This is a genomic window from Sinomonas sp. T428B, assembly GCF_056780155.1.
Window position 1 is genome coordinate 39631 of the sequence record NZ_JBRAZR010000002.1, and the last position, 25859, is coordinate 65489.

20 protein-coding genes are annotated in these 25859 nt (G+C 64.0%); 6 read left to right on the forward strand and 14 right to left on the reverse strand.

Translation table 11 applies throughout. From position 1 onward, the window contains the following. Positions 1 to 6: 6 nt before the first annotated feature. From pglZ to ACUYMY_RS18455, 14 genes are all read right to left on the reverse strand, one after another. Positions 7 to 2475 carry a BREX-1 system phosphatase PglZ type A gene (gene pglZ, locus ACUYMY_RS18390; RefSeq protein ID WP_481705140.1) on the reverse strand — a complete coding sequence of 823 codons (2469 nt, stop codon included), beginning with the start codon at positions 2473 to 2475 and terminating at the stop codon, positions 7 to 9. A gap of 16 nt (positions 2476 to 2491) precedes the next feature. After that, entirely contained in the window at positions 2492 to 5989 is a 3498-nt protein-coding gene (gene pglX, locus ACUYMY_RS18395) for a BREX-1 system adenine-specific DNA-methyltransferase PglX (RefSeq protein ID WP_481705141.1), read from the reverse strand. Next, positions 5989 to 9453 carry a BREX system P-loop protein BrxC gene (gene brxC / locus ACUYMY_RS18400; RefSeq protein ID WP_481705158.1) on the reverse strand — a complete coding sequence of 1155 codons (3465 nt, stop codon included), beginning with the start codon at positions 9451 to 9453 and terminating at the stop codon, positions 5989 to 5991. Before brxC ends, pglX begins: the two co-directional genes overlap by 1 nt. A 2-nt stretch (positions 9454 to 9455) precedes the next feature. After that, the gene (locus ACUYMY_RS18405; protein WP_481705142.1) at positions 9456 to 10058 is read right to left on the reverse strand and encodes a DUF1788 domain-containing protein; all 603 of its coding nucleotides are present in this window, start codon (positions 10056 to 10058) and stop codon (positions 9456 to 9458) included. After that, complete coding sequence (locus ACUYMY_RS18410) at positions 10055 to 10669, reverse strand: DUF1819 family protein (protein ID WP_481705143.1); 615 nt, start codon at positions 10667 to 10669, stop codon at positions 10055 to 10057. Before ACUYMY_RS18410 ends, ACUYMY_RS18405 begins: the two co-directional genes overlap by 4 nt. 54 nt (positions 10670 to 10723) lie before the next feature. Continuing rightward, entirely contained in the window at positions 10724 to 10924 is a 201-nt protein-coding gene (locus ACUYMY_RS18415) for a helix-turn-helix domain-containing protein (RefSeq protein ID WP_481705144.1), read from the reverse strand. Positions 10925 to 11032: 108 nt separating this feature from the next. Then, positions 11033 to 11449, reverse strand: a complete 417-nt coding sequence (locus tag ACUYMY_RS18420; RefSeq protein WP_481705145.1) for a DUF4913 domain-containing protein — start codon at positions 11447 to 11449, stop codon at positions 11033 to 11035. Next, positions 11442 to 13217, reverse strand: a complete 1776-nt coding sequence (locus tag ACUYMY_RS18425; RefSeq protein ID WP_481705146.1) for a type IV secretory system conjugative DNA transfer family protein — start codon at positions 13215 to 13217, stop codon at positions 11442 to 11444. Before ACUYMY_RS18425 ends, ACUYMY_RS18420 begins: the two co-directional genes overlap by 8 nt. Continuing rightward, on the reverse strand, positions 13217 to 14782 hold the full coding sequence (locus ACUYMY_RS18430) for an ATP/GTP-binding protein (RefSeq protein ID WP_481705147.1): 1566 nt from the start codon (positions 14780 to 14782) through the stop codon (positions 13217 to 13219). Before ACUYMY_RS18430 ends, ACUYMY_RS18425 begins: the two co-directional genes overlap by 1 nt. 32 nt (positions 14783 to 14814) lie before the next feature. Then, positions 14815 to 16326 carry an SCO6880 family protein gene (locus ACUYMY_RS18435; RefSeq protein ID WP_481705148.1) on the reverse strand — a complete coding sequence of 504 codons (1512 nt, stop codon included), beginning with the start codon at positions 16324 to 16326 and terminating at the stop codon, positions 14815 to 14817. A gap of 1 nt (position 16327) precedes the next feature. Continuing rightward, a complete protein-coding gene (locus ACUYMY_RS18440) occupies positions 16328 to 17638 on the reverse strand; it encodes a TrbL/VirB6 family protein (protein ID WP_481705149.1) in 1311 nt (436 codons plus the stop codon). Then, positions 17638 to 18366, reverse strand: a complete 729-nt coding sequence (locus ACUYMY_RS18445) for a DUF8175 domain-containg protein (protein ID WP_481705150.1) — start codon at positions 18364 to 18366, stop codon at positions 17638 to 17640. Before ACUYMY_RS18445 ends, ACUYMY_RS18440 begins: the two co-directional genes overlap by 1 nt. A 13-nt stretch (positions 18367 to 18379) precedes the next feature. Then, entirely contained in the window at positions 18380 to 18667 is a 288-nt protein-coding gene (locus tag ACUYMY_RS18450; protein WP_481705151.1) for a hypothetical protein, read from the reverse strand. A gap of 14 nt (positions 18668 to 18681) precedes the next feature. Beyond that, positions 18682 to 19350: a DUF6668 family protein gene (locus tag ACUYMY_RS18455; protein ID WP_481705152.1), complete on the reverse strand. Its 669-nt coding sequence runs from the start codon at positions 19348 to 19350 to the stop codon at positions 18682 to 18684. A gap of 110 nt (positions 19351 to 19460) precedes the next feature. Here ACUYMY_RS18455 and ACUYMY_RS18460 point away from each other — a divergent pair, with 110 nt between their 5' ends. The 6 genes from ACUYMY_RS18460 to ACUYMY_RS18485 all read left to right on the forward strand — a co-directional run bounded on the left by ACUYMY_RS18460 (position 19461) and on the right by ACUYMY_RS18485 (position 25030). Next, on the forward strand, positions 19461 to 19712 hold the full coding sequence (locus ACUYMY_RS18460) for a helix-turn-helix domain-containing protein (RefSeq protein WP_481705153.1): 252 nt from the start codon (positions 19461 to 19463) through the stop codon (positions 19710 to 19712). A 24-nt stretch (positions 19713 to 19736) separates the two neighbouring features. Continuing rightward, positions 19737 to 20828 (forward strand): CHAP domain-containing protein, encoded by a 1092-nt coding sequence (locus ACUYMY_RS18465; protein WP_481705159.1) that lies wholly within the window; start codon positions 19737 to 19739, stop codon positions 20826 to 20828. 11 nt (positions 20829 to 20839) lie between these two features. After that, entirely contained in the window at positions 20840 to 21355 is a 516-nt protein-coding gene (locus tag ACUYMY_RS18470; protein WP_481705154.1) for a hypothetical protein, read from the forward strand. Positions 21356 to 21364: 9 nt separating this feature from the next. Then, the gene (locus ACUYMY_RS18475; RefSeq protein WP_481705155.1) at positions 21365 to 22735 is read left to right on the forward strand and encodes a MinD/ParA family ATP-binding protein; all 1371 of its coding nucleotides are present in this window, start codon (positions 21365 to 21367) and stop codon (positions 22733 to 22735) included. A 77-nt stretch (positions 22736 to 22812) separates the two neighbouring features. Continuing rightward, positions 22813 to 23037, forward strand: coding sequence for a hypothetical protein (locus tag ACUYMY_RS18480; RefSeq protein WP_481705156.1), 225 nt, complete (start codon positions 22813 to 22815; stop codon positions 23035 to 23037). Between the two features lie 385 nt (positions 23038 to 23422). Then, a complete protein-coding gene (locus ACUYMY_RS18485) occupies positions 23423 to 25030 on the forward strand; it encodes a hypothetical protein (RefSeq protein WP_481705157.1) in 1608 nt (535 codons plus the stop codon). The last annotated feature ends 829 nt before the right edge of the window (positions 25031 to 25859 follow it).

The following is a 25859-nucleotide window of genomic DNA, read 5'->3' on the forward strand; positions in this document are numbered from 1 at the left end:
CCTGCCTTAGAAGTCGAAGTCCGTGGTGAAGGATCGCCGCAGGGTGTAGGTGGCCTTGGCGTATGGCCGCCACTGGCTGGTGTTCGGGATCAGCTCCTCGAGGCGGAACTCGACGGCCTTGTTGTTGAAGGCGTCCGCGTCTTGGCTGAGCAGCATCTGCGCGTTCTGGTAGCGGTCGCGCTTGTCGGCCGACTCGCGGTCGAAGACGAACTCGGGTGCGTTCGAGATGAGTGTGTTTCCGACCCAGAGTCCGGCGCGCAGGGAGCGTGCCTGGACCTTCTCGCTTGCCGGTTCGGTCTGGAAGAGTTTCACGACGAGTTGGCCGGTGGTGATCTTGTCCGATTCGGGGAGGATCTCAACGTTGACCCGTCGGGTGTCGCTCTTGCGCTTCTTGTTGATGGCGAGCACCGGCACGACAATCTCCTGGAGCGTGGCTCCACCGTGGACGAAGCGGGAGCCGCCGCCGGCGAGCTTGAGGCGGTGGATCGATTTGGGAATCTGGACCTCGAGGTGGCTTTCGAGGCCGAGCTGGTGGGCGTCGAACGTTGCGAAGGCTGCGTCCTGTTTCAGGCCGTTGCCGAGTACGTATCGGCGGTTGGTGACCTTGATGTCGTCGCCTTGGGGCTTGGTGGACAGATAGAACGGTTCGGCGAGTGGGTCGTCTTGGAACAGGAAACCGTGGTCGGCCGTGATGAAGATGTTGGTGGCGTTCGCGCCCGCGAGCTTCTTCACCAGGTCGACGAGGTCGCGCAGGGTGTCGTCGACAGCCTCGAAGACCATCTGTTCGGTCCCAGGCTTGTCTCCGGTGGCGTCAATGCGGTTGTGGTAGACGTATAGGACCCGGTGGGCCTTGTAGAGCTCGCGGCGTGCTTCGGGGCTCATGGCCTTGAAGTTCTCGGCCTGGATGGCGGTCCCTCCGACTGACTCGAGGATCTTGCTGCGGAAGGCGGTGCCGTTGGTGGGCTGGCCGTCGGCGAGGACGGTCTTGGCGTCGGTGGAATGCTTGAGGGTCTGGTGAGGGAGAAGGGCGGCCATGCCTAGCTGGGTGTAGCTGGGCAGTACGCCGAGCACGGCGTCGAGTGAGGCGTCGAAGCGGTCCTCCTGGCGGATGCGGGAGCACAACTCGTCGGCGACCTCATAACGGAGGGCGTCGGAGATGATGACGGCTGCCTTCTTGTCGCCGTCGCGAATGAGGGTCTCAATGTGGTCGCTGTAGAACGACGTCTGAGGACGGAGGGAGAGAGAGCGCCAGGTGACGACTTGGTCGACCTGCTTCTGCCAAACGCTGCCTAGCTCGTAGATGAACTTGTTCGTGTAGCGCTTCTCTATCTCTCGCTGCAGCGGCCCGAGGGGGTGATTGCCCTCATAGGTGCGGACGGCAACTGTGAACTGGCGGTATAGCTGATCGATCCTGAACCAGTGGTCGCGGTAGAGCTCCAAGCCTTGATCGAAGGACTGGATAGAGGCGTCGAATGTGCTCAACGCATTGAGTAGTTCGGAGCCCGCGCTGAGGGCGTTGTACAGCTTCCTGTAGCCGTCAATCCAGACGCTGGTGTGACGGGCACGGATAACGTCGGCCACCTCGCGGGCGGAGACTCCCTGATCCGCGATCGCGCGCGCGAGATCGCTGATGATCTTCTGGTCAACCTCTTCAAACGTGTCGTTATCAACGAGGTCGCGGAAGCTGATGTCTTCGATGGTGGCGGCGTATGAGAGATCTCGGGCCGCTCGTTTGGCCAACATGGCGAGGGCATCCTGGCTCCGGCGATCGTTCCGGAAGCCGGCGAAGTCGAGCTGGATATTGCGCAACCCACCGGGTCTCTCAGACTTGAAGCCGTCCATGGCACGTCGGAAGATCCAGAGCACGAAGTCCTCGATGCTGGGCGCGTCACTCTCGTAGCCATAGATGGATGCGACGCCACGCCAGAAGAAGCCATCGAGACCGAACTCGATCAGTTGACGGTACTTGGTGGCTGTGCCATTGGCGTTCTCGACCAAAAGGCTGCGAGTAATCTCCATCAGCGTGTGTTCACGCTGGGAGAGGAGGACCGCGCTCATCTTCGCCTGGAGTGTGCGTGCATCGTCATTGGGGCTTAGCAGAGTCTTGAGGGTCTGCAGCCGTTTTGTGGCATTAAAGAACTTCTCATGGGTCGTTAGCACCTCAGCGATGCCAGGTGCAGTGAGTCCGAGCTCATGAGTCAAAAGCGCCGTGCGATCAGCTGTGAAGATCCCGTACGCTAGCTCGAGGTCGAGCAGCCAGTTCCCTATCCCGCTCGGGACCGGCCCCACCCGATAGACCAGGAACTTCGCCCTCGGTTCGACCTGAAGCAGCCGGTTCTTGATGCCAAACTCATTGTCGTTGACACGGACAACGCTTACGTCGGGGAGACGGAGATCGTCCACATCCGTCGTGTACTCCCCCTCTGGGTCGTGCCAGAACACCACACGTTGGCTTTCAAAGCGGCGGGCGAGCATGCCCCGGACTGAGACGTCATTCATCGGTTGCCCCCAAGCCCACGATCTTCTTCAAGGCGGCGCCCAGCTTGGGATAGTTCGCCTTCACCCCTTCATCGAGGTTGATCGCGAGGTTCTGGGACGCCAGCGGGTAGAGCACGTCGTGCTCGTACTCGCTCAGTTCTACGAGCATCTTGCGGATTCGATCAGCCTCCATCACATTGTTGGAGCGTTCGGCCTGCTCAAGATTCGCTTTCAGTTTCCCCTGAAACTCTCGGAGATACTCGTTGAGGACTGTTGATGCAGTCGACGGTGTGTAGCGGTGCATGTAGACGAGCGCGTTGAAAGAGCCCTTCGGGCTGGAAAACAGCCAGTAGATCGGACGCTTTTTGTATCGCTGCACATGATCCTTGTAGAAGGATTTCACGAAGTACTCACGCAGGTTCTTCACGTCAAGCGACGCAGTGACAAAGCGCAAATTCTCTTCGAAACTCTGCTCACCGAAAGCGACCCGAAGGAACTGGCGGAACCGGGCAACAATATCGTCCTCGAACCACTCGCCATCGACGATTGGGATGACGTTGTCCTCGTCCGGGGCAAATGTGGGAGAGGGTACCTTTGCCATATAGTCTTGCAAGGTGGCGCCTTGGTCGGCCAAGATAAGCCCCTGTTGGTCCAAGCTGTAACGACCAAACATGCAGCCAATCGCGTAGGAGACTAGATCGCGCATCGCATCGGCTCGCTGGAGCGACTCATATTTCTCCGCCGTCTTCCCAGGACCGTAGGCAAACTCTACATTTCGGTTTAGCGACACACGGTGAAGAGGTATGTCAAGCGGTACTTCATCCTCAACGCCGTAAGCCTCGGCGACGATGCGGTTATTCTCCGATTCGAGCCGCTGTTGCTCGAGTGAGAGCTCTCGCCACTTTCTTGACCAGGCGTCAACGTTGTCTTGGAGCAGTCCCGGCGCGTAATCGAGCAGTGAAGGTCGCGTGAACTCCCATGACGTCTCGAAATCGTCCCAGTCGGCGCGGGACGCTCGCTTCAGGGCCTCGACGCCAGCGGCCGCTCCTGGGATGGCAATATATGGAAGTGCCGCGATTGCCTGTCCGGTGAAATTGACTGTAGGCGCCATCGCCCTCAGAAGAGCCGATGCTACGCTCGAATTGCCCAAGGCCAGGACTGAGTATTCATCCAACTCGGACTTTAAGTAGAGATTCTTGCTTGCCGAATCTGCGATAAAGCCGTGGGGGTAAAAGCGGAACGAGGGATCTGCTGTTCCGATTTTACCCAGGGATACGGATGGCAGAAAATACCATCGCTCACTTCGAATCTGCTTCGAATATGATACTCGGAACTTCTCCTCAATAAATCGCTTGAGCGCCGCGCCGTCATCGTGCCAATTGATTAGGGTATCGGCATTCCCGTACCATCTGCGGAATCCGCCCCCATTATTTATGGGGAACCATTTTGCTCCGCTTTCCTTCGCCTTCAATCGCGACTGCGCAGTGAGGCAGGTGTTTCGCTGCTGGACCTCCCACCAAACTCGCTTGAATTGATTGTTGTCGGTGGAGGTAAGACCCTCGCGGGGTTGAGCGACTTCCCCCAGCGCCCTCCCTCTGGCGAATGCGGCTCGCATGGCTTCAGAGAGCCAGTAGGCGATTGGTGCTCCGGGGATCACGGTCAGATCGGAACCCGAAGCGCTGAAGGTACGACTATCAGTTGGGGTGCGTACTGCCTCGAGGAGGTCTCGGCGTTTCGCCGCCTCGCCGCCACCATCGACCACCCTGAAGTAAACCGCTGACTTCGTAGGGTTGCCGCCCCGCTCAAGTACAAAAGCCACTGTCGAAACAACTGACCCGCCGATCGAATCAAAGGCACGTTCACCCAGGTGGGCCATTGTCGAAGGCGGGTCCGCGGTGACGATCGACTTCCTGAGCGCTTCATACGATGAGATGAACATCCATGACTGCATGGTGATCATCGCCGTCGATCCGTGTTCGAGTGTAAGTCCGAGGCAACGCTGAATGAACATTGCAAAGAGGTCGAACTTTGAGCTTGGATAATGCTTCTTTGCAAATTCAGTGAGGCGCGAATCCATGTTCTTGCTACCCATGTAGGGCGGATTCGCGATAGCGACGTGGTAGCGACGGGCTAGGTGTTCGGCTTGGACCACGACTCGCTCAGCACGCCTGAGAACGTCGGCAAGGAGAATGTCTCCTCGGTCATCAAGCTGAGCGATATGCCGCTTTATTCGAGCAGTCAGTTCAGGGTCCGGCTCAATCAGTGACCCAAGGGTGTCGGCATGCTCGAACTGATTCCAGAAGGCCAATTCTGCATACCGTTCACCACCACCACCAGCCAGCAGGAACGCGATTTCGGCCGGAGTGAAGCGGATCGGGTCGATCACGCAAATGTTTGGCTCTACCTGCTTTCTAAGGAACGTGCGCTGCTTGGCGCGAGCCTTCATCGTGAGCGCGAAAGCCGCGAGTGATCCAGCACGAGGGTCAATCTCAGTGCCGTACAGGTTGTTCGCCAGGATCAGCGTAGGAATCTCGGCTGGGCTGTAGCCCTCCTCCTCGTAGATTGCATAGAGCAAGTCGAAAGCGTAGGTGAGCATGTGTCCCGAGCCGCAGGCTGGGTCAATAATCTTCAGGTCTTCGGGTTTGGCGATCTCAAGGAAGTCAGTAGCCTCCTCCACCGGTGCGACGTAATAGTCCATCTGATTGGCCAAACCAGAGGACGGACGATTGAGCATCCAGAGCCGACCGAGCGAGTTCTCGACGAGATAGCGGACGATCCAGTGCGGGGTGAACAGCTGTGTAGCGGCCGGGATCTCATCGGCGCCAGCCTTCTTGTTCTTCTTGAGCGCGGCGAAGACCTCATCCTTCCGCTCCGAGATGTAGAACTGGTAGAGCCAGCCGATCACTTCAACGTCCCGACAGACCTCGGCCGTCAGCACCTTCGAAGCTCGACTCCGGACTGAGTCGTGGGCGAGTAGGTTGGCTGGGATCAGCACCTCTGTGAAGTCGCCTTCGGGCTCAAAAATGAAGGGCATCGAACGGTTCCAATGACGACAGAACTCTGTCAGTAGCAGGGCGTACGCCTCGCCCTGCGGGTCAACGCTGCTCCGAGTCCCGTCAAGCAGGGCAGTGACCACTTCGGCCGTCTCTTGACGCACAATCTCCGTGTCGATGATGCCGCGCTTGGCATCGGCCAGGATCTCGGGCTGACCACCCTCAACACCTGCCTGTGGTGACACGACGCCAACGCCTGTATAGCCATTTGCGTCCATGAAGCGCAGGGCAATGATCCTGTTGAACCAGGTATAGGCAACCTTCTCGGCGACCAGTGCTCGCCCCTTCTCCCCAGCTCCGGCATCGGTCACGGCCCTTTCAAGGGCGGCGACGGCTTTCGGTTGCTCGACCCGTTCCAGTGATGCTGGCGCCAGGACGGCGGCGACGCGCGCAGTGACCTCGGCGATGAGGGCAGTCCGTGCCCAGATAGCGAACGACTTAAGCGGTGCGGTTTCCATCAGAGCGAGATTCGCTTTCCATCGTTTAGGGCATGGACGAGCGCCGCCCTGAGGGCCGTGAGGTAGTTATCGACGTCCTCCTCGGTCTCAAGGACGCCGACGACGCCCTTTGCGTAGATTGTCTTGACTGAGACAGTCTGCTTTTGGCTGCCTACTCCCTCGCCGCTGTTCTCCTTTGCGGCGGCGAGCTCGTCGAGGAGTCGCGGATAGATGGTGGCTTCGAAGCTGGAACTAAGTTCACGCAGGACTGCGATCTGGGTCTCGGTTCTGAGCCGTCCTATGAGTGCGTCGATGCGGCGAACGACGCTCTGCTGGGTGTCCTTGCCGGCGTTGGTATAGAACTCAGTTCCCATCAGGTCTGCTTTCCGAGCAGCGACCGCGTCGAGGGCCGTCGAGCGATCTGCCTCGACGGCTGCGTCAATCTGCGAGCGGAGTGCGTCGGCTGCCTGCCTGAGCTGTGTCATCTTGTTGCCGCGGAAGGCGCTGCGATCGGCAAGGCCAGCCCTCACTGCATCAGCTGCCTCAGCGGGGAGGTAGCCGAGATTGGTGGCGTGGGCTGTCAGGAGGGATGTGGCGTCGTCGTAGATAGTGCGCTGGCCGCCCTTGAGGAAGGCTTGTATGGGGTCGATGAGGTCCTCTTTGATCTCGAGGAGGTCCTCCCCCAGATTGAACTCGGCCAAGTACCATTCATCGGGCTTGCCGACTGCCTGTCCGAGGAGGGCGATCGGGCCGGCGAGCTGGTCGACGAAGGGGTACTTCGAACTGATGATGATGGCGCCGAGTTCATCGAGGCGGCCCTTGAGCTTGTCGGCGGTGTGGCGGGCGAGCTCGATGGGGTCTGTGGGTGGATTGGATTCGTCGAAGAAATCGCTGCAGAACTTCCGGAGTGCGTTGACCTTCCGGTCGTCGTACGACTTCTGAAGTGCGATGACGATATGGGCATGCTTCTGTGTATTGCGCAGTGCCGTGGCCACCTCAGTGCGTTTGAGGACGTTGCCGTCGACCTTGAGCGTGACCTTGGAACCACCTACAAGGGAGCCGGTGACGACTTCGATCGACGCGAGATCCCAGCCATAGGGCTTGCCCTGGAAATGGTCGACGATCGTCTTGATCGTGACCTGCTCCCCCCGTCTGTCGCGCTGAAGGATGAAGGACAGGACTTCCTCGCCGGGCACCGTGAGCTTTCTGAGGGCGTCAGCATCGAAGAGGCCCCTGTCTGGGTTGGCTGCGCCGTCGACCTGTTGCTCACTGTACGCAATGCCGTTCAGGAGGCTGAGCTGGGTGTACGTCCGACTAATGAGCTCCTGGAACCCATCAGTGACCCGGCCGATGGGGTCGCTGGAGGTGGAGGCGAAGTCGGCCGCGTTGATGATGAGGTCGGCGTTGCCGACGGAGCGCCGGAGGCGGGTAACGAGCTCCTTCTCCCGCTCGATGTTCTGTGCGCCCTTGGAACGGAGAATCTGGTCCTCGATGGCGGTGAGTGAAGTGGTGTGCTTACGCTTCGTGTACTTCTCGGTCTTGATCAGCAGCCGGAGATCGGAGAGGACCCGCTCATCCGGCCCGAGGATGACACGCAGCTCGTCTTTGCCTGCACTATGCATCCGGATCTCGTCGGGTGAATGGGGATACTCGGGTGTGATGAAGTGGATCGAGAGCTCGCGCTGCTGCCCGTGGACCTGGTCGTCGAGCTTGAATCCGAACGGGAAGTCCTGGCCGTTCTTGGCGTAGCGGATCTTGTTCGCCTTGATGACGTCACCGGAGAGGATCTTAAAGAGTCTGGCCGAGACCTCTGAAGCGTCGATGTCGACGTTCTTGATCTCCTCCTCGATCACTTGTTCTTCATTTGTGAGGTACTCGTAGACGTTGCCGTTGCGCTGGATGTAGGTCTGGGCTTCCAGGAGAGCGAGAGCTTCCTGGACCTGCTTGGACAGCTCGGGCAGATCGGTTCCGAACTTGTCGTAGACGAGCACGGTGAGGTTGCGCGGGGTGGCGTGGAAGCTCTCAACGTACTTGACGAGGAAGAGTGCTTTAAGGAGCCGGACCGCGAGTTCGTTTTCGAGGTTGCGTTCGGCGACGTCGATGGAGCGTTGCGCAGCGGACTTCAGAGAGGCTCGGATGCCGGCGAACATATGGTCGAAGGTTGCTAGCCGGCCCACTTCTACATTCCCGATGTCCTTGGCGACCTGTTGGACGACGCCGAGCATGGAGCGTTCGCCAACGGAGCTGTTCCGGCCCTCGAAGACGTTGTGATCGGAGATTCCTTCGATGGCTGCCTGGAATAGGGGGAACTGGTAGCTGACGAAGGGGTAAGTGCCGACGAAGTGTGCTTCGTCGGTGTAGTTGCGGTAGGTCTTTGCGCCGTCGACGAAGTTGAAGAGAGTCTTGAAGTTGGCGGACTCAGCGGCATATATGCCAGCGAGCTGGGCGGCGCCGATGTCGTTCTTCTCCAAGAGTCGCTTGCGGATGACTTCCTCGACGTCCGCGCTGGTTAGCTTGATGCGGGTCTTGAAACGGGCCTGGATCTTGGAGAAGTCGTTGCCCTGCTCGCGGGTACGGTCGCCGACGACCTTGTCCATGTCCTCCTGGGAGGTGACGAGTAGCCAAGCGCGGCCCTGGCATTTGGTGTTCAGGCTCTCGGCGATGGTCTGCAGGTTGAGCATCAAGTGGGTGTTGGACCCGATGAATTGACCGACCTCGTCGACGAAGAAGTTCAGCCGAAACCCCTCGGGCTGGGTGTCGAGCCAGCCCTTGACCTCGTCGGCGAAGTCTTCGATCGAGACGGAGTAGGAGGCGGAATACTCCTTGATGATGCCGTCGGCGGTGCTGCCGTTGACCTCGGCAAAGGCGCGGTCGATGCTGGGGCCCTCGAGGGCGCTCTGCTCGCGGCCTTGGGTCCAAGGGATGCCGGCGATTCGTTCGAAGGCTTCCTTGAAGGCTTGATACTGGCCGCGGCTGTCGAGGTCGCGTTCGAACCGAGCGACGTGGCCTTGGTTGCCGTAGTAGCCGCGGCTCTCGTCGAAGACCTTGACGAACACCTTGAGCAGGGCATCGGTCTGGTCCTTGGTGATGAGGGTGGCCTTCTGGTCGATATTGAACAGCAGACTCTTGGCAGGTATACGGGCGGCCTTATCGAGCAGCGGCGGGAGGAAGGCGTCGGTGGCCTTCGTGCGGAAGGTCTCAGAGACCTGCTCGCGCGGGAAGGTCTGGCCTTCGACGTCCCCGAGGAGGTGGGCGAGCATCTTGAGCATGTGGGATTTTCCGGATCCGAAGAAGCCCGAGATCCACACCCCGTTAGCGTTGGTGTACTGCGTGTAGGTCTCAAGGAGTAGTTCGAGTCCCTTTGCGGCCTCATTCGTGAGGACGTACTCCTCGACCTCCGTGCCAAGGTGAGCAGTGTCGTCGGCTTTGATGACGCCCTCGATGGGACGCTGAACATCCTTGGCAAAGATCTGGTTGAGCAGCATGGTCACGCTTCCTGTTCCAAGATGTCCTTGGCTCGGTAGTACTGGTCGTCCTTGAGGCGGCCGAACAGCACTAGTGATGATCCGAGAGTGTCGGACTGTTCATAGCGGCCGGGGAAGAACATGAGCATGGGTTTGCCCGTAACCACGCTCTGGAGGTTGTTGAGCACATTGTGGGATCGGATGAAGGGGAAGACCTCTCCAATACCCGTGAGGAAGAAGATGTCGAATGCCCCTGCAGCACTTAGGCGATCACGGATGGCGGGGGCAATGTGGATCTGGGGGTCGAGCATCCCTTGGAGCATTTCGCGGAAGTCGTCCTTGCTCTGCTTTGGCTCGATCGCCAGCACCCGGTCCCACACGCCCCGGCTCTTGAGTATGTCGACGGCGAGGTCGTAGAGGTTAATCTCGAAGACCTCGATGCCTTCGCGCTTGAGGCGGCTCTTGACCCGCTTCTTCGCCGCGGCCACCTGCAGGGCGTGCTCAGGCGGGTAGTGGTAGATGAAGAAGGGGACTTCGTTGCTGAGGCCTTCCATCTGCAGGAACCGTCTGCCGCTGAGGACGGCGAAGAGGTGGTCTTCTTGCTGGGCGAGGTCGATGCTGCTCATCGGGCAATCGTCCCGGTCGGGAAGTAGCGGATGTCGGACGGTATGCGGGCAGCGAGCAGATCAACAACCCGCTCGGACAATGAGACAGGGGCTATGCGGCCCTCGTCGGTGAGGAGGCCAGCCTCCACTAGCATCTTGAACACGTTTGACCGAAGCTTCTGCAGTGTCGAGTCTTTGACCTTTGCGAGCTCTCCATGCCAGACGGCCTTCGTCCGAACGAAGCTGTCGAAGTCGCCGTAGTCCAAGGTGGAGGCCAGAACGAGGAACCTCTCCCGTACGACCTCCTCGGCGAACTCCCCGATGAATTCGTACCGCCGGCATGCGGCTGCCCACATAATGTGGCCGCGCTCCGAGGCTGTAGCAACCGTAAGGAGCTCGATCTCGGATTCAGTGAGTGTTGAAAGGCGTTTCACTGTCTCGCGAACCAACCGGACCCCGCTGCGATAGGTGCGTGCCTGGAGAAGGTTGTCTTGGACGGCAAGGTTACGAACGGACTCCCAGGCGTGGTGCTCGAGGTAGAGCGGTGCAAGGAGCGTTGCCTCGCGGGTGAGGAGTGTGCCGGTAGTGAACGAGAGGGCGTACCGCACAGCGGGCACGACTTCCCCATTCATTGATTCCTCGTTCCTCTCACCTGATTTCCTTCGAACTATCGTCAGGCGCATCGATCATGCATCGCCGGAGCTCCCGTCCGACGAACCTGCGCTACCGCTTCGGACCCACTCATCGACCTCGCTCGTTTGGAACTTCCAGAGCCGCCCCACCCTGTGGGCGGGCAGGCCCTTCTCCGCGATCCACGCGTACACGGTCTCCTTCGTAACCCCCAGGTGAATCGCAATGTCGTCGGCTGAGAGCCAAGGGTTGGGCATGAAACCTCCAGCCGATCGGTAGCGCTAAGAATCAGTTCCTCCAAGTGACCGAAGGAAGCCGGGTCTAACCCCGTTTCGCTATGTATATCAGGTTGAGCCCTGTCGGGGTTAGAACAGCCCGACCGGCGGTTCCTCACACGGCAGTGGTCCGAGCTTTGAGCGATGGCCATCTTCTGGGCTGCAGCCCTTGAACGGCCCGTCAGCGGAGAGCAGGATCCCCATGTGGTGATCTGCGTGGTCGCGCCACCAGACGCTCATCCCAGTGACCCCGTCCAAGCGAAGATGCTCCCATGCGCGCCAAAGTGCTTCGAGGCGGCTGATGGCCTCGGCGTGCTTCCACCACTGGGGGCACCAGGTGGTCCCGCCTCCGGGATTAATCTGCCGCCGGTACACGAGGGAAAGGTGCTCGCTGACGAAGGTGGCGAGGTTCGGAAAGAACAGCTCGGGTACGGCCTCGATCGTCTCGTCCTCGGGCTGGCCGTCGTCGACGAACTCGTCGTCCCACTCCCCCAGGCCCTCACTCATCGGAGGTTCCGGCGGCGGCGACCCAGCGGCTGCCGGTGCTGGCGGCCGCCGGCCGATTTGCAGGGTCGTGGCCTGCGGCCGAGGCCGCCACTGCCGCCGCATGCGGCCCTTTACTCCAAGGGACGGTCTTCAGCAGCGCGGCGGGGGCACCGGAGGCGAACATGACCGCGCGGCCCCGCGGGAGCGCGGCGAGGTCGGCGACGTCGAGGGTGCGCTCTTTGCGGTCGTCGTCGTGGCTGTAGGAGGTGCCCTGCCTCGAGCGGCTTCTAGTGGTGTTGGAGTAGCGGTACTCCCCCACGAGCTGGGCGAGCTCGTTGAGGAACTCTGACTCGGCGACGCCGCCGCCATAGACCTTGATGTTGGCGGCGCTCCAGAGCTTGCGCATGCCGTCCCGGCCCCAGACCTCCACGCCTTGTGACCAGGACTGGAGGATGGTCATCAGGATGATGCCGCGGGAGCCATAGTGGCTGTACAGGTTGGGGAGCTCGCGCCAGCGGCACACGTTCGCGGCCTCGTCCAGCACGCCGACCATCGGGGTGGCGAGCCGTCCGCCGCGGGAGTGGACGGCGAGCTCTTCGGCGGCCTCCACGACGGCGACGGTCAGGGCGGTGACGAGCGGGCTGGCGGTGCCCTTGCCCTCCTTGGACAGGCTGTACAGCGTGCTCTTGGACTGGAGGAATGCTGCCGGGTCGAACTGCGGCCGGCTGTCGTCGGCGCTCTGGGGGGTGACCCATCGGGCGACCTGCCGGTTGGTGAGGCAGGAGGCCATCTGGAGCGCGGTGCCGTAGACGCCGCCGCGCTGCTTCTCGGGGGCGTTGACGATGCCGGCGACGGCGTTGGAGGTCTGGCTGTAGCCGTGGACCTTGAGGATGTCCACGGCCTCGTCGTCGGCTGGGCGGGTGAGCCAGGTGTGGACCTGTGTGATCGGGCGGTCGTCGAGGGCGGCGGCGAGCAGGAGGCCGGCCAGGAGGTCCTGGCCGGCGGGGTCGAAGTAGGCGTCCGTCTTGGCGTCGGGGCCGCGTGAGCCGGCGGCGAAGTGGTCGGCAAGGCGGGCTGCACGGACCTCGTCGGTCACGTAGGAGAGGGGGTTCCACCACCAGATGGGCTCCTCGAGCGCGACGGCCTGCGGGTCGAAGACCCAGACTGGGCCGTCGGCGGCGCGCACGTCGCGGGTGTGGTCGACGATGTCGCGCTTGTTCGAGGTCACCAGGACGGCGCCGGGGGCGGCGAGGATCGCGGGGATCGCCCGGGAGGTCGTCTTTCCTGTGCGCGGTCCCCAGATGTCGATGTGCATGTCCTCCCAGGAGCCGTAGACCGTTTGGCCGCCCAGGACCGTCTTGCCGACGGGGACACCGGGCGAGTCCTTCACGCCCAGGCGCTCTGCAGTCGCTGTGGCACCGCGCAGGCTCAGTGCCCGCAGGTCCTTGCCCTTGGCCATGTGCTGTGCGGCGACGTCCACCCGAGAGCGCCGGGAGCGGCGGCGCAACATGGCACGGACCACCAGAACGGCCACCAGCACGACTATCGCGCCGAAGCCGACCAGCACCCACGTGGCGGCCGCCGGCCAGATGACCGCCCCCGTGAACAGGCCGATGACCAGCTCGAACGGGTTCGCCGGCAGTACCTGGCCGTCGTCGGCCAGCAAGGATCCCAGATGGACGGCGCCCGTGACGGAGCCGACTCCGAGCACCACGGCGGCGATGAAGATCCAGAGCAGGATCGTCTCGCCGTCGAGCTGGGAGCGCTTGCCGCTGGTCGGTGCACCCATCAGTTCTCCCCTCCGTCGTGCCAGCGCTTGTTGGTGTCGTGCAGCGATTCCTCCACGCTGGTGAGCTTGAGCGCGACCGGGATGCCCGGGCGGCCGCCGACCTTGAAGAGGAACTTCCCCAGGCCGGGACGGACGCGCTTGCGGGAGCCGCCGACGTCGGTCCACGACCCGGGGTCGGCCCAGGAGATGAGGCGGGCCTGCTCGGCGCGTGAGAGCGTGACAGCCTTGTTCAGCTTCTCCATCTCGCCACTGGGCAGCGCGCCGCAGACGACCATGCCCGAGCGCTCGACGAAGCCGCGGGCCTTCATCCGCTCGGACTCGGTGGGCAGGGCCTCCAGGTCGCTCATGGTGTGGGTGATCATGGCCTGGCCCACGCCCTCGGTGCGGTTGAGGCGGGTCAGGGAGTCGACGCGGTCCACCATTCCCTCGCCAGAGCGCAGCGCCCGCCACAGTTCGTCCATGACGACGAAGTAGTTCCGCCGCGGCTCGAGGCCGGCATCGGCCAATGCGTGGGCCACCTGGACGGTGGCGAACCCGGTCGACCAGCAGGCCAGCAGGCAGGCGGCCTGGATGTCCCGCTGGGTGTCGGAGATCCCCGAGAGGTCGAAGACCACTGGCTTGGTGAGGTCCATCGGCTGGTCCGTGGGCTTGGAGAACATGTCCGAGAACCGGCCCGAGCCGTCGAGTGAGTAGAGCGACTGCCGCAGCTGGTCCGTCGCGTCGAGGTACCGTTCCATGTCGCCGCGGTCCAGTGCGATGTCCCGCAGTTCGGCGGGGGCGTCCTTGATGACCTCGATCAGGTCCCCGATCAGCGGGGCCCGGTCCAAGCGCTCGTCCAGGATGTGCAGGGCACGGTCGATCAGGGATTCCTCATGGGCGCTGGGCTTCTGGTTCCGCACGATCGTGATCAGCGCCGTGACCATGTTCAGGCGCCGGTTGTGCGAGTCGGCCATGAGCTGCTCGGCCAGCTTCTCGGCCTTCACGGCGGCCGCGAGCAGGCCCGCAGAGGTATCCCGGTCCACAAACCGGCTGGCCTCGTCCCGGTGCTCTTCTGCCGCGGCGAGCAGCCGGACGGCCGCTCCTGTGGCCTCGCCCGGGTCGAGGACGTTCAGGTGGCCACGGCCGGGTCCCAGGCTGATGACCTGGCCCCCGAGAGCACGGATGAGGTCCACGTAGTCCGGCTTCAGGTCCCCCAAGATCAGGGGGCTGATCCCTCGGCCGGCCAGGCCCAGGACGATGTGCCGCACCAGCGTGGACTTGCCGTAGTGCGGCAGCCCCAGGACGAACATCGAGGGGTTGTTGATCATCCCGTGCATGAACCAGCTGATCGGGTCTCCCCCGAAGGGTGCGCCGGTGTCCGTGTGGACGCCGATCGGCACACCCAGGATCGGGGTGCCGCTGCCGCCCACGAAGGGCCACAGCCCGCAGACCTGGACGGAGGTGCCCCGCCACTCGTCGGCGGCCGTGACGAACACTGCTTCGCCCTGGCCGCCCCCGCGCCAGCCGCGGAGGCCCGGCCGGCGGGCGGCGGCCGGTGCCGGCGTGCTCGAGCTGCTCCGGGACAAGGGGGGCTTGCGCTTCGTCCTGCTGCCGAACTTCACATCGCCTCGCGGATCTCTTCAGGCACCTTCAGGTGCTTGGGCAGGACCAGGCCGAGCGGCAGGGAGGCTGCGAACGCCGAGTCTTGGGAGCCGTAGGCCCGTCGCAGCAGCAGGCGGGCAGAGGGGCCGAGGTTGCCCTCCACGACGGCCACGGCATCGTCCAGGCCTCGGGGGGACAGCACGGTGGCCGTGACGACCATGCCGAAGTTCAGCAGACCAGCTCCCTTGGCCTCTTCCGCTGCCGTGGCCTGCGCAGCGCGGGCGTCCACAAGGGAGCGGGCTGTGGGGCGATTGGTCGAGGAGGCCCGGGTTAGGGCGTTGGTCTGGTCCGACTCCACGATGGCCGCGGCTCTGCCGGACTCGATGGGCCGGTATAGCAGCGTGACGCGCTTGCGGTCGATCTCTCCGTGAGGGGCCACGAGACGGGCGAGCACGGAGGCGAGGACGTGGCCGCGCGGCGCTCCGGTCATGGTCCAGGACATCGACTGGCCGGAGTCGTGGCGGTAGCTGTCCCAGCCGGCTTGGTGGGCGGACGGGCCGACGTCGCCCCAGGATAGGTCGACCGGTGTTCCCTGGTAGTGGGCTTCGTCGATGAGGCGCGCGGCCGCCGGGTCGTAGGCGACCCGCACGAGCTCGCACAGCTCCTGCGCGTTCAGCGGAGCGCAGGCCCCGGCGCCGGTGGATTCCAAGCGTTCGGTCAGTCCGGGAAGGCGGGAGGCCAGATCCCGAGAGATCTCCTCGGCCGTCCGGCGCTTCCCGCCGGCGCGGGCCGCAGCGCTGAACGTCAGCGCGACCCAGGCACGGATCGTGGCCGACCCCTGCGGATACGTCTCGAGGGCCTCCCGGAGCATAGCCTTGGCGATCGCCGGGGCGTCCTCGTGGATGTTCGACTCTACTTCCCGGCGCAGACGCGCCCCCGAATCGGGAGCGGTCTCGACCGTGACGGAAGCAGCCACCACGGCCGGCTCGTTGGACAGAGACGCCAGCCAACCGCCCCAGTTGGCCACCCAGGCATCGATCTGCTCCGGATCGACCAGGGACGCACCGTCCGGCTGGGTGCCGAAAACCACCGTGTAGTGCGCCGTGGAGGGAAGGTGCACCAGTGCGAACGGGCGGCCGTAGGAGTCCGCGAACTCGTACAGCTTTGACCCAGCCGAGATCCCCGGCAGCTGGTACTCGCCCCATGGTGTCAGCCCCAGCGGCCCGGAACGGTAGATATTCGCCTTTCGGCGCCGGGCCGCGCGAAACGCCAGCCGCGCAAAGGCGCGCTCCCCCACAGACTTGTTGTGCTTGTCAGTCACCGAAACCACGGCCAGCACCAGCCCGAGGACGAACAGAGCGACAAGGCCGGCGAGCCAGCCGCCGACGAAGAGACAGATCACCGTGACAATGAGACCGACGAACAGCCCGGCCGTGGCAAGGCCGCCCAAGGTGCCGATGCCCGCCTTGCGCGGCCGTCTCCAATTGCCGTAGGTCGGTTCCCGGTACGTCTTCTCGACAGCCGCCATGTCAGGCACCCCCCGTTGCTTCTTCGCCAATGGTCTTTACCGCCCCCGCAGCAGCCTGGCCGGCCTCGACGCCCTTCTGCGCGGCGGCCAGACCGACCCCAATCGGGCCCGCTCCAGCGGCAGCAGCTCCTCCGCCGGCAGCCGCACTTCCTCCTGCCGACGACGCGGCCGGGGCGGTCTGTGCCCCGGATGCAGCGGGAGCGGCCGCCGTTCCATGGCCGCCGGTCTTGCCAGCCATGCCTGGGTCCCCGGCTGTGCCCTGGCCTGCGGTGCCCGAGGGCCCTTCTGACTCGGAGGACTGATTGGATGAACTGGTGGTCGTGCTTGCCGATCCGCCCCCGCCCCGACCTGCGCTGCCCAGACTGACCGCGCCGGATGCGAGGCCGGCGACGGCTCCGACAGCCAGCGCTCCACTGCCGCCCGCGACGGCGCCGACCATCGGGGTCACAAACCGCATCAGGGCTGGCATGGCGAACAGGGCCACGACCATCAGCGCTAAGCCCGTGACCGTCGTCAACAGAGCCGAGCCGAAGTCCTTGCCGTCGCCTACATTGCCGAAAACTTTGGTGCCGGTGAGCCGGAACGCCGTCGCGTAGACGATGGCGGCGGCAGGCTTGTAGAGGATGAAGGCGATCAGCCAGGAAGTGCACTTCTGGAACCAGCCTTTACCGGCCTCGGTATTGGTGAAGGCCGCGGCCGTGGGGAAGATCCCGGTCAGGATGACGAGCATGCCGCCTCGGACGATCATGAGCACGATCTGGATGACCGAAGCGAGAATCGCGATCAGCCCCAGAAGGATGATCATGACTGCCCCCACTGGGCTGCTCTGCGAGAGCACCAGCATGGCGCTGATGTTGTCGTTGAACGATGTGCCGTTCGTCGAACTCTCGATGATCCAGACCGAGAACTTGTCGGCAGCAACGGTCAGTAGTCCGACTGCTGCTACGCCGGCTCCCGAGACCACCACGAGCGTTGCCAGCGAACGTGCCAGATCGCGCAGCGGAGCACCCCTGCGCTCGATGATCATCTTGCCCGCCCCCACTAGGACGGAGAGCACCGCCAGTGAAGCAGTCCAGAAGTAGAGGCTGTTCTGCAAGAACAGCACCGGCTCACTCGCTGTGCTCCCGCCCGGTACGGCAGTCAGATCCGGGGTCCCCACATTCACCCAGAATGTGCCCAACGTTTTTACGGTCTGGCCAACGGCGTCGGCGATGGCATCTGCCATGTTCTTGATTGAATCGCTGGCAACGTCCTGGAGAGCCTCGCCGGCATGGCAGCTGAGGCTGAGGGATTCCCAACCCTCGCAGGCCATCAGGCGCCCGACCAGGGGACGAAGCGGGACAAGTCCGAGATCTGTCCTCCGCCTGTGGTGCCGGTGGCGGGGACAATTACCTTCCAATCGCCACCGTGCCATTCCAGGGGTACTGGGACGGAGACAAGGGCGCCGTTGGCACCTCTGGCCGCGATGACAATCACGGCTCTGTCATTGCTGTAGGAGCGGATCTGGAACCCTGCGATCTGTGCTGTGGGCCCGGCCGACTGGGTGGGTTCCGGCTGATCGAGGAGCGCATCACGTTCGGGGCTCGGGACGGCAAGATGCTCGTACACGAGTCGGGCCTTCCCGGCAGCCGAAAGGACTGTCACGTTGGCCGCCGCATAGAGGGCACCGGTGGGTGAATGCGCAAAGCATGAACGGAGGCCGTTGGGCTCCATTTTTCCTGGGCCGAACTGCTTGGGCGAGGTCGGAGCGGCAATCTTTCCGACGAGCTCCCACTGGGTATCCGCTGGCGTCGTGGCCGGTTTGGCCGGGTCGCCGGGCGGGAGGCCGCACACGCTTCCGGCCGGAGCCGCGTTGGCTTGGCTGCTGCCAGGGGCAGTGGCCTCGGCGCTGCTGGGTCCTGGAGACGCGGCACCGCCTCCTTTGGGAAGCAGAGCCAGAATGATGCCCAGCGCGACGATGAGCGCCACGACTACGGCCGAGATGATGAACTTAGGCTTCGTCAGCGGATTCTGTTCTTCGTTCACTGTCGGTTCGGTCATGGCTCGATTCCCCTTAGACCAGGGCGCCTACGACTCCGCCGGCCGAGGCTGCGAGGATGCAGCCGCCGAGGACCCACGCGAGTCGGCCCGCGTGCTCGCCGCCCTCACCCCTGCGGTTGTTGATCATCATGGTTCCGGCGGTGATCAGGATGCCCGCGACGGCGAGTCCGAAGACGATCCAGGCGATCCACTTGAGGATCGTCAGCAGGCCCTCTGATCCGGGAGGAGCCGTGCCGGTGCCCGGGTTCGGGATCTCGGTGATGATGAAGCTGGACCATTCCATGGTCGTGGACAACAGCATTGGGTTTCCTCTTTCTAGTCGGCCGGGCGACCGGCGGGGGCGGTTGCTGCAATGCGCACGTGCTCGAGCACGATTCGTGCTTCCTTGGGGAGTTCTTGTGGGCGCACGTCGGACCCGAAGCGCCAGGCTTCGATCCACGGAAAGAGCCACAGGTGCGGCACTCCCCCGCCGACGATTCGGGCGAAGTCGCGGATTTCTTTTGGAAGCCGCCCAGGAGCGTCGGCGACGACGACAAGGCCAGCGACCCGGACTTCTGGGACAGTGCCCGAGGCCCATTCGGCAGCCGCTCGTTGGGCGGCATGCAGGCCAGTCATATTTGACCGGGCTACGAGGACGACCTTGGACCCAGAGTGAGTCAACGGCCAATGATGCCCTGCTGCCCTGGTCCGGCTGTCCAGTTGCGCGAGCGAAGATTCGCCGGCGCCTCCGTGGACACCAAGCCACCAGTAGTCCGGCAGGAGTCCGGACACGCTCCGTCGCGGGAGCCGATCAACGTGGTCTGGCTGCGGAACGCTGAGCTGGGGCCGGGTAGGCCCCGTGGAAACCAAGGCCACTGGCTCTTCGGGAGCAGGCGGAAGTTCCTCTGCGGTCTCCGTTCCCACAGCAACCCAACGGTTTCTAGAGATTGACATTCGCATCCCCCCAGTAATGTCCGCGAAGATCGTAGCCGTACCGTCCGACATGAGAGGCCGCTGATGCCCACCCTAGTCCTCATTAGTAACAACCAATCACCTCTAGTACACAACAGTACCAATTTCTGGGCTAGGATGACTACGTGCGATGGGACGGATTAGTGGACCCGAAGTACCTCGATGCCCTGTTCGAGAAGTATCCGGAGCGGCTTGCGCCCCAGGATCTCGAAGAGATCTTCGGACTGTCCCGAAACACGGTCTACCGATGGCTTCAGTCCGGGGTGCTCCCTGCCTATCAAGTCGAGAAGACATGGTTGATCTCTCGAGATCAAGTCAAGGACTGGGTGTGGGCGAATCGTAACGAGCTCCGGGCGGGCCGAACCCCGGACCGGGAGGACGACGAACAGGCCTAGATAGCTCACATGTCAGGGGGGTACATGCAGGCTCAGAAAAGCGGGCCGCTGCTTGTCGCCGGGGCCGTTCTCGCGCCGACGATCCTAGTGTTGTCCATCATCCTGCTCGGCGGCGGGTCCGAGCAGGCCGCCGCCAACGTCTGCTCACCCAGCGGCGGCAGCGTCAGCGTCGACGAGGCCAGCCTGCCTAAGGTCCCCATCGCCGGCTATGAGGGCGAGCAGCTGAGGAACGCCGCCTTGGTCATCAACGCCGGCAAGGCCCTGGGCCTCTCTGCCCGGGGCCAGACCATCGGCGTCATGACCGCCATGGGGGAATCGGGCCTGCGCGTCCTGAACCACGGCGACGGCCCAGGCCCCGATTCCCGCGGCCTGTTCCAGCAGCGGGACAACGGCGCATGGGGCAGCTATACCGACCGCATGGACCCCACGGTCTCCGCCACGAACTTCTTCACGGCCCTGCAGAGGATAGGCGGCTGGGAACAGCTGGAGCCCACTATGGCCGCGCACAGGGTTCAGCGCAACGCCGACCCGTTCCACTACCAGGCCTACTGGCCAGCGGCCGTCGAGGTCGTGGCCGCCCTGGGCGACGTCGAGGCCACCAGCGACGGCGACAATGGGTGCGGGATCCGGGGCGAATCCGGCAAGGGCGACGACCTGCCCTGGCGCACCGCCCCGATCTTCTCCCCCGGGCTGCCCGAGAGCGCCTATACGAGCCCCTTGGGGATGTTCAATCGCGAGTGCGTCGACTTCGCCCTCTGGCGCGTCAATCAGCAGCTGGGCAGCACCAGCGCCCCCTACAAGGTGCTCAACAGCACCTTTCGGCCTGACGGGGCTCTGCTCGGGTCGGCGCTGACCTGGAAGGACGGCTGGGACGCCAAAGGCTGGCCCACGGGCAAGACCCCTAGGGTCGGCGCTGTCGTCTGGTACTCCCCCGGCACCGGGGGCGCCGACGGCACCTACGGCCACGTCGCCGTCGTCAAGGCCGTCAACGGCGACGGCAGCTATCTCGAAGAGGGCTACAACGGCAATCCCGCTCCTGATGACCACACCTACTACACGCGCACCGTCCGGAACGGCACCCCCAGTGCCTTCCTGTACCTGCCTGGCAGCAAGTGACTGGAGGAACTATGAAACGGGCCCTGACCGTCCTCGCGGCGGCGCTCCTGTGCACTGGCTGCGGTGCCGCGTCGTCAAACACAGCGACTGCGGAGCCGTCCACCGCGACAACCGTTGCTCCGGCAACGTTGAGCGCCGGTGGCCAGTCCCAAGCCCCGGGCGGTACTGTGCCGGCCACTCTGGGCATTGGTTGGGACGAGCCAAGCAAGGCGGCCGCGGTCGATACCGCGACGAAGGCCATGATGCTCTATGCAAGGCCGATGGTGACCGACAGGGTCTGGATCCAGGATCTCGGCCAGCTCCTGACCGCCCAGGCCACGGCCGATTACCAGTACGTTGACCCGGCCAACATCCCCGCCAGCCGCGTCATCGGACCCGGCCGACTCGAGATCGACCCGGACAACGGCTTCGGCTGCCATGTCGTGATCCCAACTGACGTCGGCGACTACGACGTGCAGCTGCTTCGCAGCGCAGCCGACCAGCACTGGCAGGTCAACCGCTTCACACCCCCGAATGGCACCAAGTAAGGACGGACGATGGAAACCCAAGCACTCGACTTTCCCAAGATCGACGCCGTTCTGCGCGCCAACGGAACCGGCGAAGTCACCATCAACGGCACCTCGCACCCGATCCAGGCCGACGACGAGGCGGCCGTGCTCCGAGCGGCGCTGCGCCTGATCACGGACACGGCCGCCCAGCTCGGCCGGCCGGTGAGGGTCAGGACCATCGATCCGGACGGGCCGGGTCTCATCGTCGTCTCCCCGGATGGGAGCGTCACCGAATCCGCCCCTGCCAGACCCAGACCCCTGCGGCCGAAAGACTCGACCCCGTCCACGGCCCCCGCCGAGGACGCGACATCAGCCTCAGCCTCTCCGCCCGCTGCTCTGGATGCCGCGATCCCTGCCCGCGATAGCGCTCCCGCCACCCGGGAGACCACGCACGGAGCTGCCCCGCGTCGCAGCCTCAAGGAGACCTCGTTCCTTGTCAGCACGCCCGTCCTGGAACCCGCGACCCGCGGCTGGCGCGGTGCCCTGACTCGGCTGGGCCTGCGCATGGAGCCGTCCGCCGACGAACTGGCAGAGCGCGAGGACATCCGCACAGTGAGCCAGCACTGGCCCGGCCCCCGCACCGTGGCGGTCGTGAACCGCAAGGGCGGGGCGAACAAGACGCCCACAGTCGTCATGCTCAGCGCGATCTTGGCCCGCTACAGCGGCGCGGCCACAGTCGCCTGGGACAACAACGAGTCTCAGGGGACTCTGGGCTGGCGCACCGAGAAGGGCAGCCACGATAACAGCGTCCTGGACCTCATCGACTCCTCGCAGACCCTGCTCTCCCCCAGCACTAAGGCGGCCGAGATCGCCCGCTTCGTCCATCACCAGACCGCAGACAAGTTCGACGTCCTGCGCTCTGACGAGAACGACGAGGGCGACCACGAAGTGACCGCCGAGGAAGTGGACATCGCCCATCAGGTGCTCACCCGCTACTACAGGCTCATAGTCATGGACTCGGGCAACACGTCCCGCGCCGCCAACTGGCGGCGCATGATCGACTACACCAACCAGCTCGTTGTCCCCGTGACTGCCATCGAGGACCGCGCCGAGGCTGCCCGCCTCACCCTCCAGACGCTGGAATCGCGCGGCGGCCATGACGCCGAGCTGGCACAAAACGCCGTTGTGATCGTCTCGGAGTCTACGGACGCCAAGCGCAGCATGAGCGGCGACGCCCTCAAACGCGCCAAGGACGAAGCCCGCCGCATCGCCGACGGCTTCACGCCCTACGTGCGCGCCGTCGTCCGGATCCCCTACGACCCCGCACTGGTCAACGGCCCCATCCGCTACGACGCCCTCCAGCCAGCCACCCAACGCGCCTGGCTGGCCGCGGCGGCCGCCGTCGCCCGAGGATTCTGACCATGGGCCTCACAGCGACACGCCGAAGGAAGCGCGGTTCCGGTACCGCCCTACCCGGCTGGGCAAGGATGGCTGGTATGAGCCAGAACGTGCCCTACGCGACTCCGAAACTCGACGGCAACCGCGTCGCGCTGCGCGGTCGCGTCCTTCCCGAACAGCACGCTCGAGCCCACGCCAAGGCCGACGAGGCCGGACTCTCTCTGAGTGAGTATCTGGGCGCGCTCATCGACCGCGACTGCGGCGTCCCCAACAAGCTGGACAACCACGACCAGGAGGAACTGCCTATCCCCAGGGCCTCTTAAATGACTGAGGGCCCGCACTAGACGGGCCCTCGAAAGTCTCCCGTCACCGCTGTTGCTTGCCGGCGCCCCGGTGACGGATCCGAAACCAACCCAGTGGGTTGGTCCCTTTGCTGCACCCTTCAAGGAAAGGCTCAACACGATCATGGTAGCCGAGGCTGCCCATCTGGCAATCACATTGACCACGGTCCCGGGCGTGTCCCGGCAGGACCCTGTGGCGAGATCTGCCCCGTCCGAGGGGCCCCGGCAGGCGTGGTCCCTGGCTCCGCTGATCGCAGGCCAGCCTGTCTACCGCATCGGGCGATGGGTCGGCGGCCGCTTCCAGTACCCGCGGCCCGCGTCGCCACCGAAGATTACAGCGGCGCTGCCGAAGGCCCCTGCCGCTGTCATGATCCATGGAGTCGACGGGTCGGTGGCGACCCTGTGCTTGGACCTTGATACCTCGAAGGCCGCACGGAGCGTCGTCGACCAAGACGCTGTGCGACTTGGCGCCCTGCTGACCGAGTGCCGGCTGCGGTACGTCGAGGATGTCTCTCCCAGCGGTGGCCGGCACCTCTACGTGCCCCTGGCAGAACGGATGCCAGGGGCTGAGGCGAGGGAACTCGTCGAGGCCCTAGCCCTCATCGCCCCGAGCCTTGACCCGGGACCGCACCGGAACCCGGTGGACGGGTGCATCCGCGTCCCCGGCTCGGCGCACCGGCTGGGAGGTCACCAGCATCTGCTGACTTCCCTGAACGAGGCATATGACGTGCTGCGGCGTCGCAACCCCTCCCCTGCGGTGGCCGCACTCCACAGCCGTTTGGCCCCAGAGCTGCGCCGAAACCGCGCCCAGGCCACCCTGCGGGCCAACCTCGTTGCAGCCCAAGCGGCGAGCACCGGGCTGGGTCCGCTGGGGGGAAGTGACTCGCCCCTGCGCATCGCAGCCCGCACCGGCCTGTACGACCGGACGCGCTACGCGAGCGCCTCCGAGGCGCGCATGGCCGTACTTACTCACCTGGCCGCCTGCGGATGGACCCTCGCACAGGTCAGAGCCGAGCTCGCCGGCCAGTTCCCCGGTCTGACAGCCCTCTATGGGCCAGCGGAAAGACTCACCCGCCTCCTGCCCGCCGAGTGGGCCAAGGCCACCGCCTGGACCCAGAAGAACCCAGAGAAGACGAATACCCGTAAAAGCGACACAAGCCCCCCACAACCCACAGGGGGGAAGCCCAGCCCGGCGACAATCCACCAGCTCGTCAACGATCTAGAGAACGTCCTCTACGCAGTCCTGGACCAGCGATTGCGAACTCTAGGAAGGGAAGGCCTGAGCCTGCGGCTGCTGCTGCGCGCCTTGCTGGGGTACATGCGTACCAAAGAGACCAATGTCCTCGACGTCGGCTGCCGAACCCTCGCAGTCGCCCTCGGACGGCACCACGCCACTATCGCCAGGCTCCTCCCCCGCCTAACGACTGTCTCGGACGGGATCGTCGCCAAGATCGCCGACGCGCATCACAAGGCCGCCGACGTCTACCTCATCGACCTGCCCGAGAAGTACCGCGAGCTCGCCCGACAGCTCTCCTGGCGCAAAGGCAAGATCCACGGAATCCGACCGGTCTTCCGGGCCCTCGGAGACCCCGCAGCCCTGGTCTACGAGGCGATCGAGCGCGCACGTGTGGCCCCCACGACGGCCGAGATCGTCCAAGCCGCCGGCATCAGCCGTACCGCGGCCGAGGCAGCTCTCTGCGAGATGGAGACACTTGGCATGACCCACCGCAGCGGCCGCCACTGGCACATCACCCATACAGCCAACCTCGGCCAGCTCGCCCAACGCCTCGGCGTAGCCTCCGACGTCGCCGCCCAGATCAGTCGCCACCGCCGCGAACGCGCAGCGTGGCATGCGTACCTCGACCGGCACATCCTCCCCCAAAGCCTCGCCGAGCACGAGATCTATGATCCCGAGCCCGATGAATACTGGCTCCCTCCAGAGGAAGACCCCCCTGAGAGGCTGTGGGCCGCCTAGACCGGCCGGCTGCGATCGATGAGGTCTCACGCACTGGCACCAAGAAATGGCGACTTGCTGTGAATTGCCGTTATTGCTGTCGTTGACAGTAATAACAGCAATGCCAGTAGGGCGTTCTTTGCCTTCTTGTCCGCATTGACTACGCCGATCCCCATGGATCTCACCTTGGACATCAATGCCTTCAAAGACAGTAAAGCAGGCAATGAACACCGCAGAGGCCGCCACTGGCCCACCCATACAGCCAACCTCGGCCAGCTCGCCCAACGCCTCGGCGTGACTGCTGACGGCCGCCCAGAACGGTCGCTGCCGCCGGTGAACGCGCGCGCAGCCATGCACCTCGACCGGTACAGCCTTCCCCCCCAGACGAGATCCACGATTCCGAGCCCGATGAATACTGGCTCCCTTCAGAGGAGGACCCCCTGGGAGGCTGCGGGGCCGCCTAGATCGGAACGGCCGCAATGTCGCTGAAGTCTGTCGCACCCGGCCTCAAGCAATGGCGACTTGCTGTGAATTACTGTCATTGCTGGGGTTGACGGCAATAACAGTAATGCCAGGAGCGCATGTCTGTACGTATTGGCTAGCGCCGCCGCTCATCGATCTGATGGCCCCCGGGCTCCGGGCCGGGGCCTCCTTCGGCGGCAAGGCCGGTGACTCGGAGGGCATTGGAGCACCTTGGACCGCAATGCCTTCAAAGACAGTAATGCAAGCAATGAAGGCGACACGGTCAATGCCTCCAATGGTTCGCCCTAGGGTCCGGATAGGCTGACAGCAAAGACCGCAATGACGCCAACAGTCCCAATGGGGGCATTGACAGTAAAGAAGGCATTGC

Excerpts from the sequence above, each read along its gene's own strand:
- pglZ (WP_481705140.1), bottom strand. The coding sequence starts at position 2,475 with ATGCTCGCCCGCCGCTTTGAAAGCCAACGTGTGGTGTTCTGGCACGAC.
- ACUYMY_RS18405 (WP_481705142.1), bottom strand. The coding sequence starts at position 10,058 with ATGAGCAGCATCGACCTCGCCCAGCAAGAAGACCACCTCTTCGCCGTC.
- ACUYMY_RS18455 (WP_481705152.1), bottom strand. The coding sequence starts at position 19,350 with ATGTCGGACGGTACGGCTACGATCTTCGCGGACATTACTGGGGGGATG.
- ACUYMY_RS18480 (WP_481705156.1), top strand. The coding sequence starts at position 22,813 with ATGAGCCAGAACGTGCCCTACGCGACTCCGAAACTCGACGGCAACCGC.
- ACUYMY_RS18440 (WP_481705149.1), bottom strand. The coding sequence starts at position 17,638 with ATGGCCTGCGAGGGTTGGGAATCCCTCAGCCTCAGCTGCCATGCCGGC.
- ACUYMY_RS18415 (WP_481705144.1), bottom strand. The coding sequence starts at position 10,924 with ATGCCCAACCCTTGGCTCTCAGCCGACGACATTGCGATTCACCTGGGG.
- ACUYMY_RS18445 (WP_481705150.1), bottom strand. The coding sequence starts at position 18,366 with ATGACCGAACCGACAGTGAACGAAGAACAGAATCCGCTGACGAAGCCT.
- ACUYMY_RS18435 (WP_481705148.1), bottom strand. The coding sequence starts at position 16,326 with ATGGCGGCTGTCGAGAAGACGTACCGGGAACCGACCTACGGCAATTGG.
- ACUYMY_RS18485 (WP_481705157.1), top strand. The coding sequence starts at position 23,423 with ATGATCCATGGAGTCGACGGGTCGGTGGCGACCCTGTGCTTGGACCTT.
- ACUYMY_RS18470 (WP_481705154.1), top strand. The coding sequence starts at position 20,840 with ATGAAACGGGCCCTGACCGTCCTCGCGGCGGCGCTCCTGTGCACTGGC.
- ACUYMY_RS18450 (WP_481705151.1), bottom strand. The coding sequence starts at position 18,667 with ATGCTGTTGTCCACGACCATGGAATGGTCCAGCTTCATCATCACCGAG.
- brxC (WP_481705158.1), bottom strand. The coding sequence starts at position 9,453 with ATGCTGCTCAACCAGATCTTTGCCAAGGATGTTCAGCGTCCCATCGAG.
- ACUYMY_RS18420 (WP_481705145.1), bottom strand. The coding sequence starts at position 11,449 with ATGAGTGAGGGCCTGGGGGAGTGGGACGACGAGTTCGTCGACGACGGC.
- ACUYMY_RS18465 (WP_481705159.1), top strand. The coding sequence starts at position 19,737 with ATGCAGGCTCAGAAAAGCGGGCCGCTGCTTGTCGCCGGGGCCGTTCTC.
- ACUYMY_RS18425 (WP_481705146.1), bottom strand. The coding sequence starts at position 13,217 with ATGGGTGCACCGACCAGCGGCAAGCGCTCCCAGCTCGACGGCGAGACG.
- ACUYMY_RS18475 (WP_481705155.1), top strand. The coding sequence starts at position 21,365 with ATGGAAACCCAAGCACTCGACTTTCCCAAGATCGACGCCGTTCTGCGC.
- pglX (WP_481705141.1), bottom strand. The coding sequence starts at position 5,989 with ATGGAAACCGCACCGCTTAAGTCGTTCGCTATCTGGGCACGGACTGCC.
- ACUYMY_RS18410 (WP_481705143.1), bottom strand. The coding sequence starts at position 10,669 with ATGAATGGGGAAGTCGTGCCCGCTGTGCGGTACGCCCTCTCGTTCACT.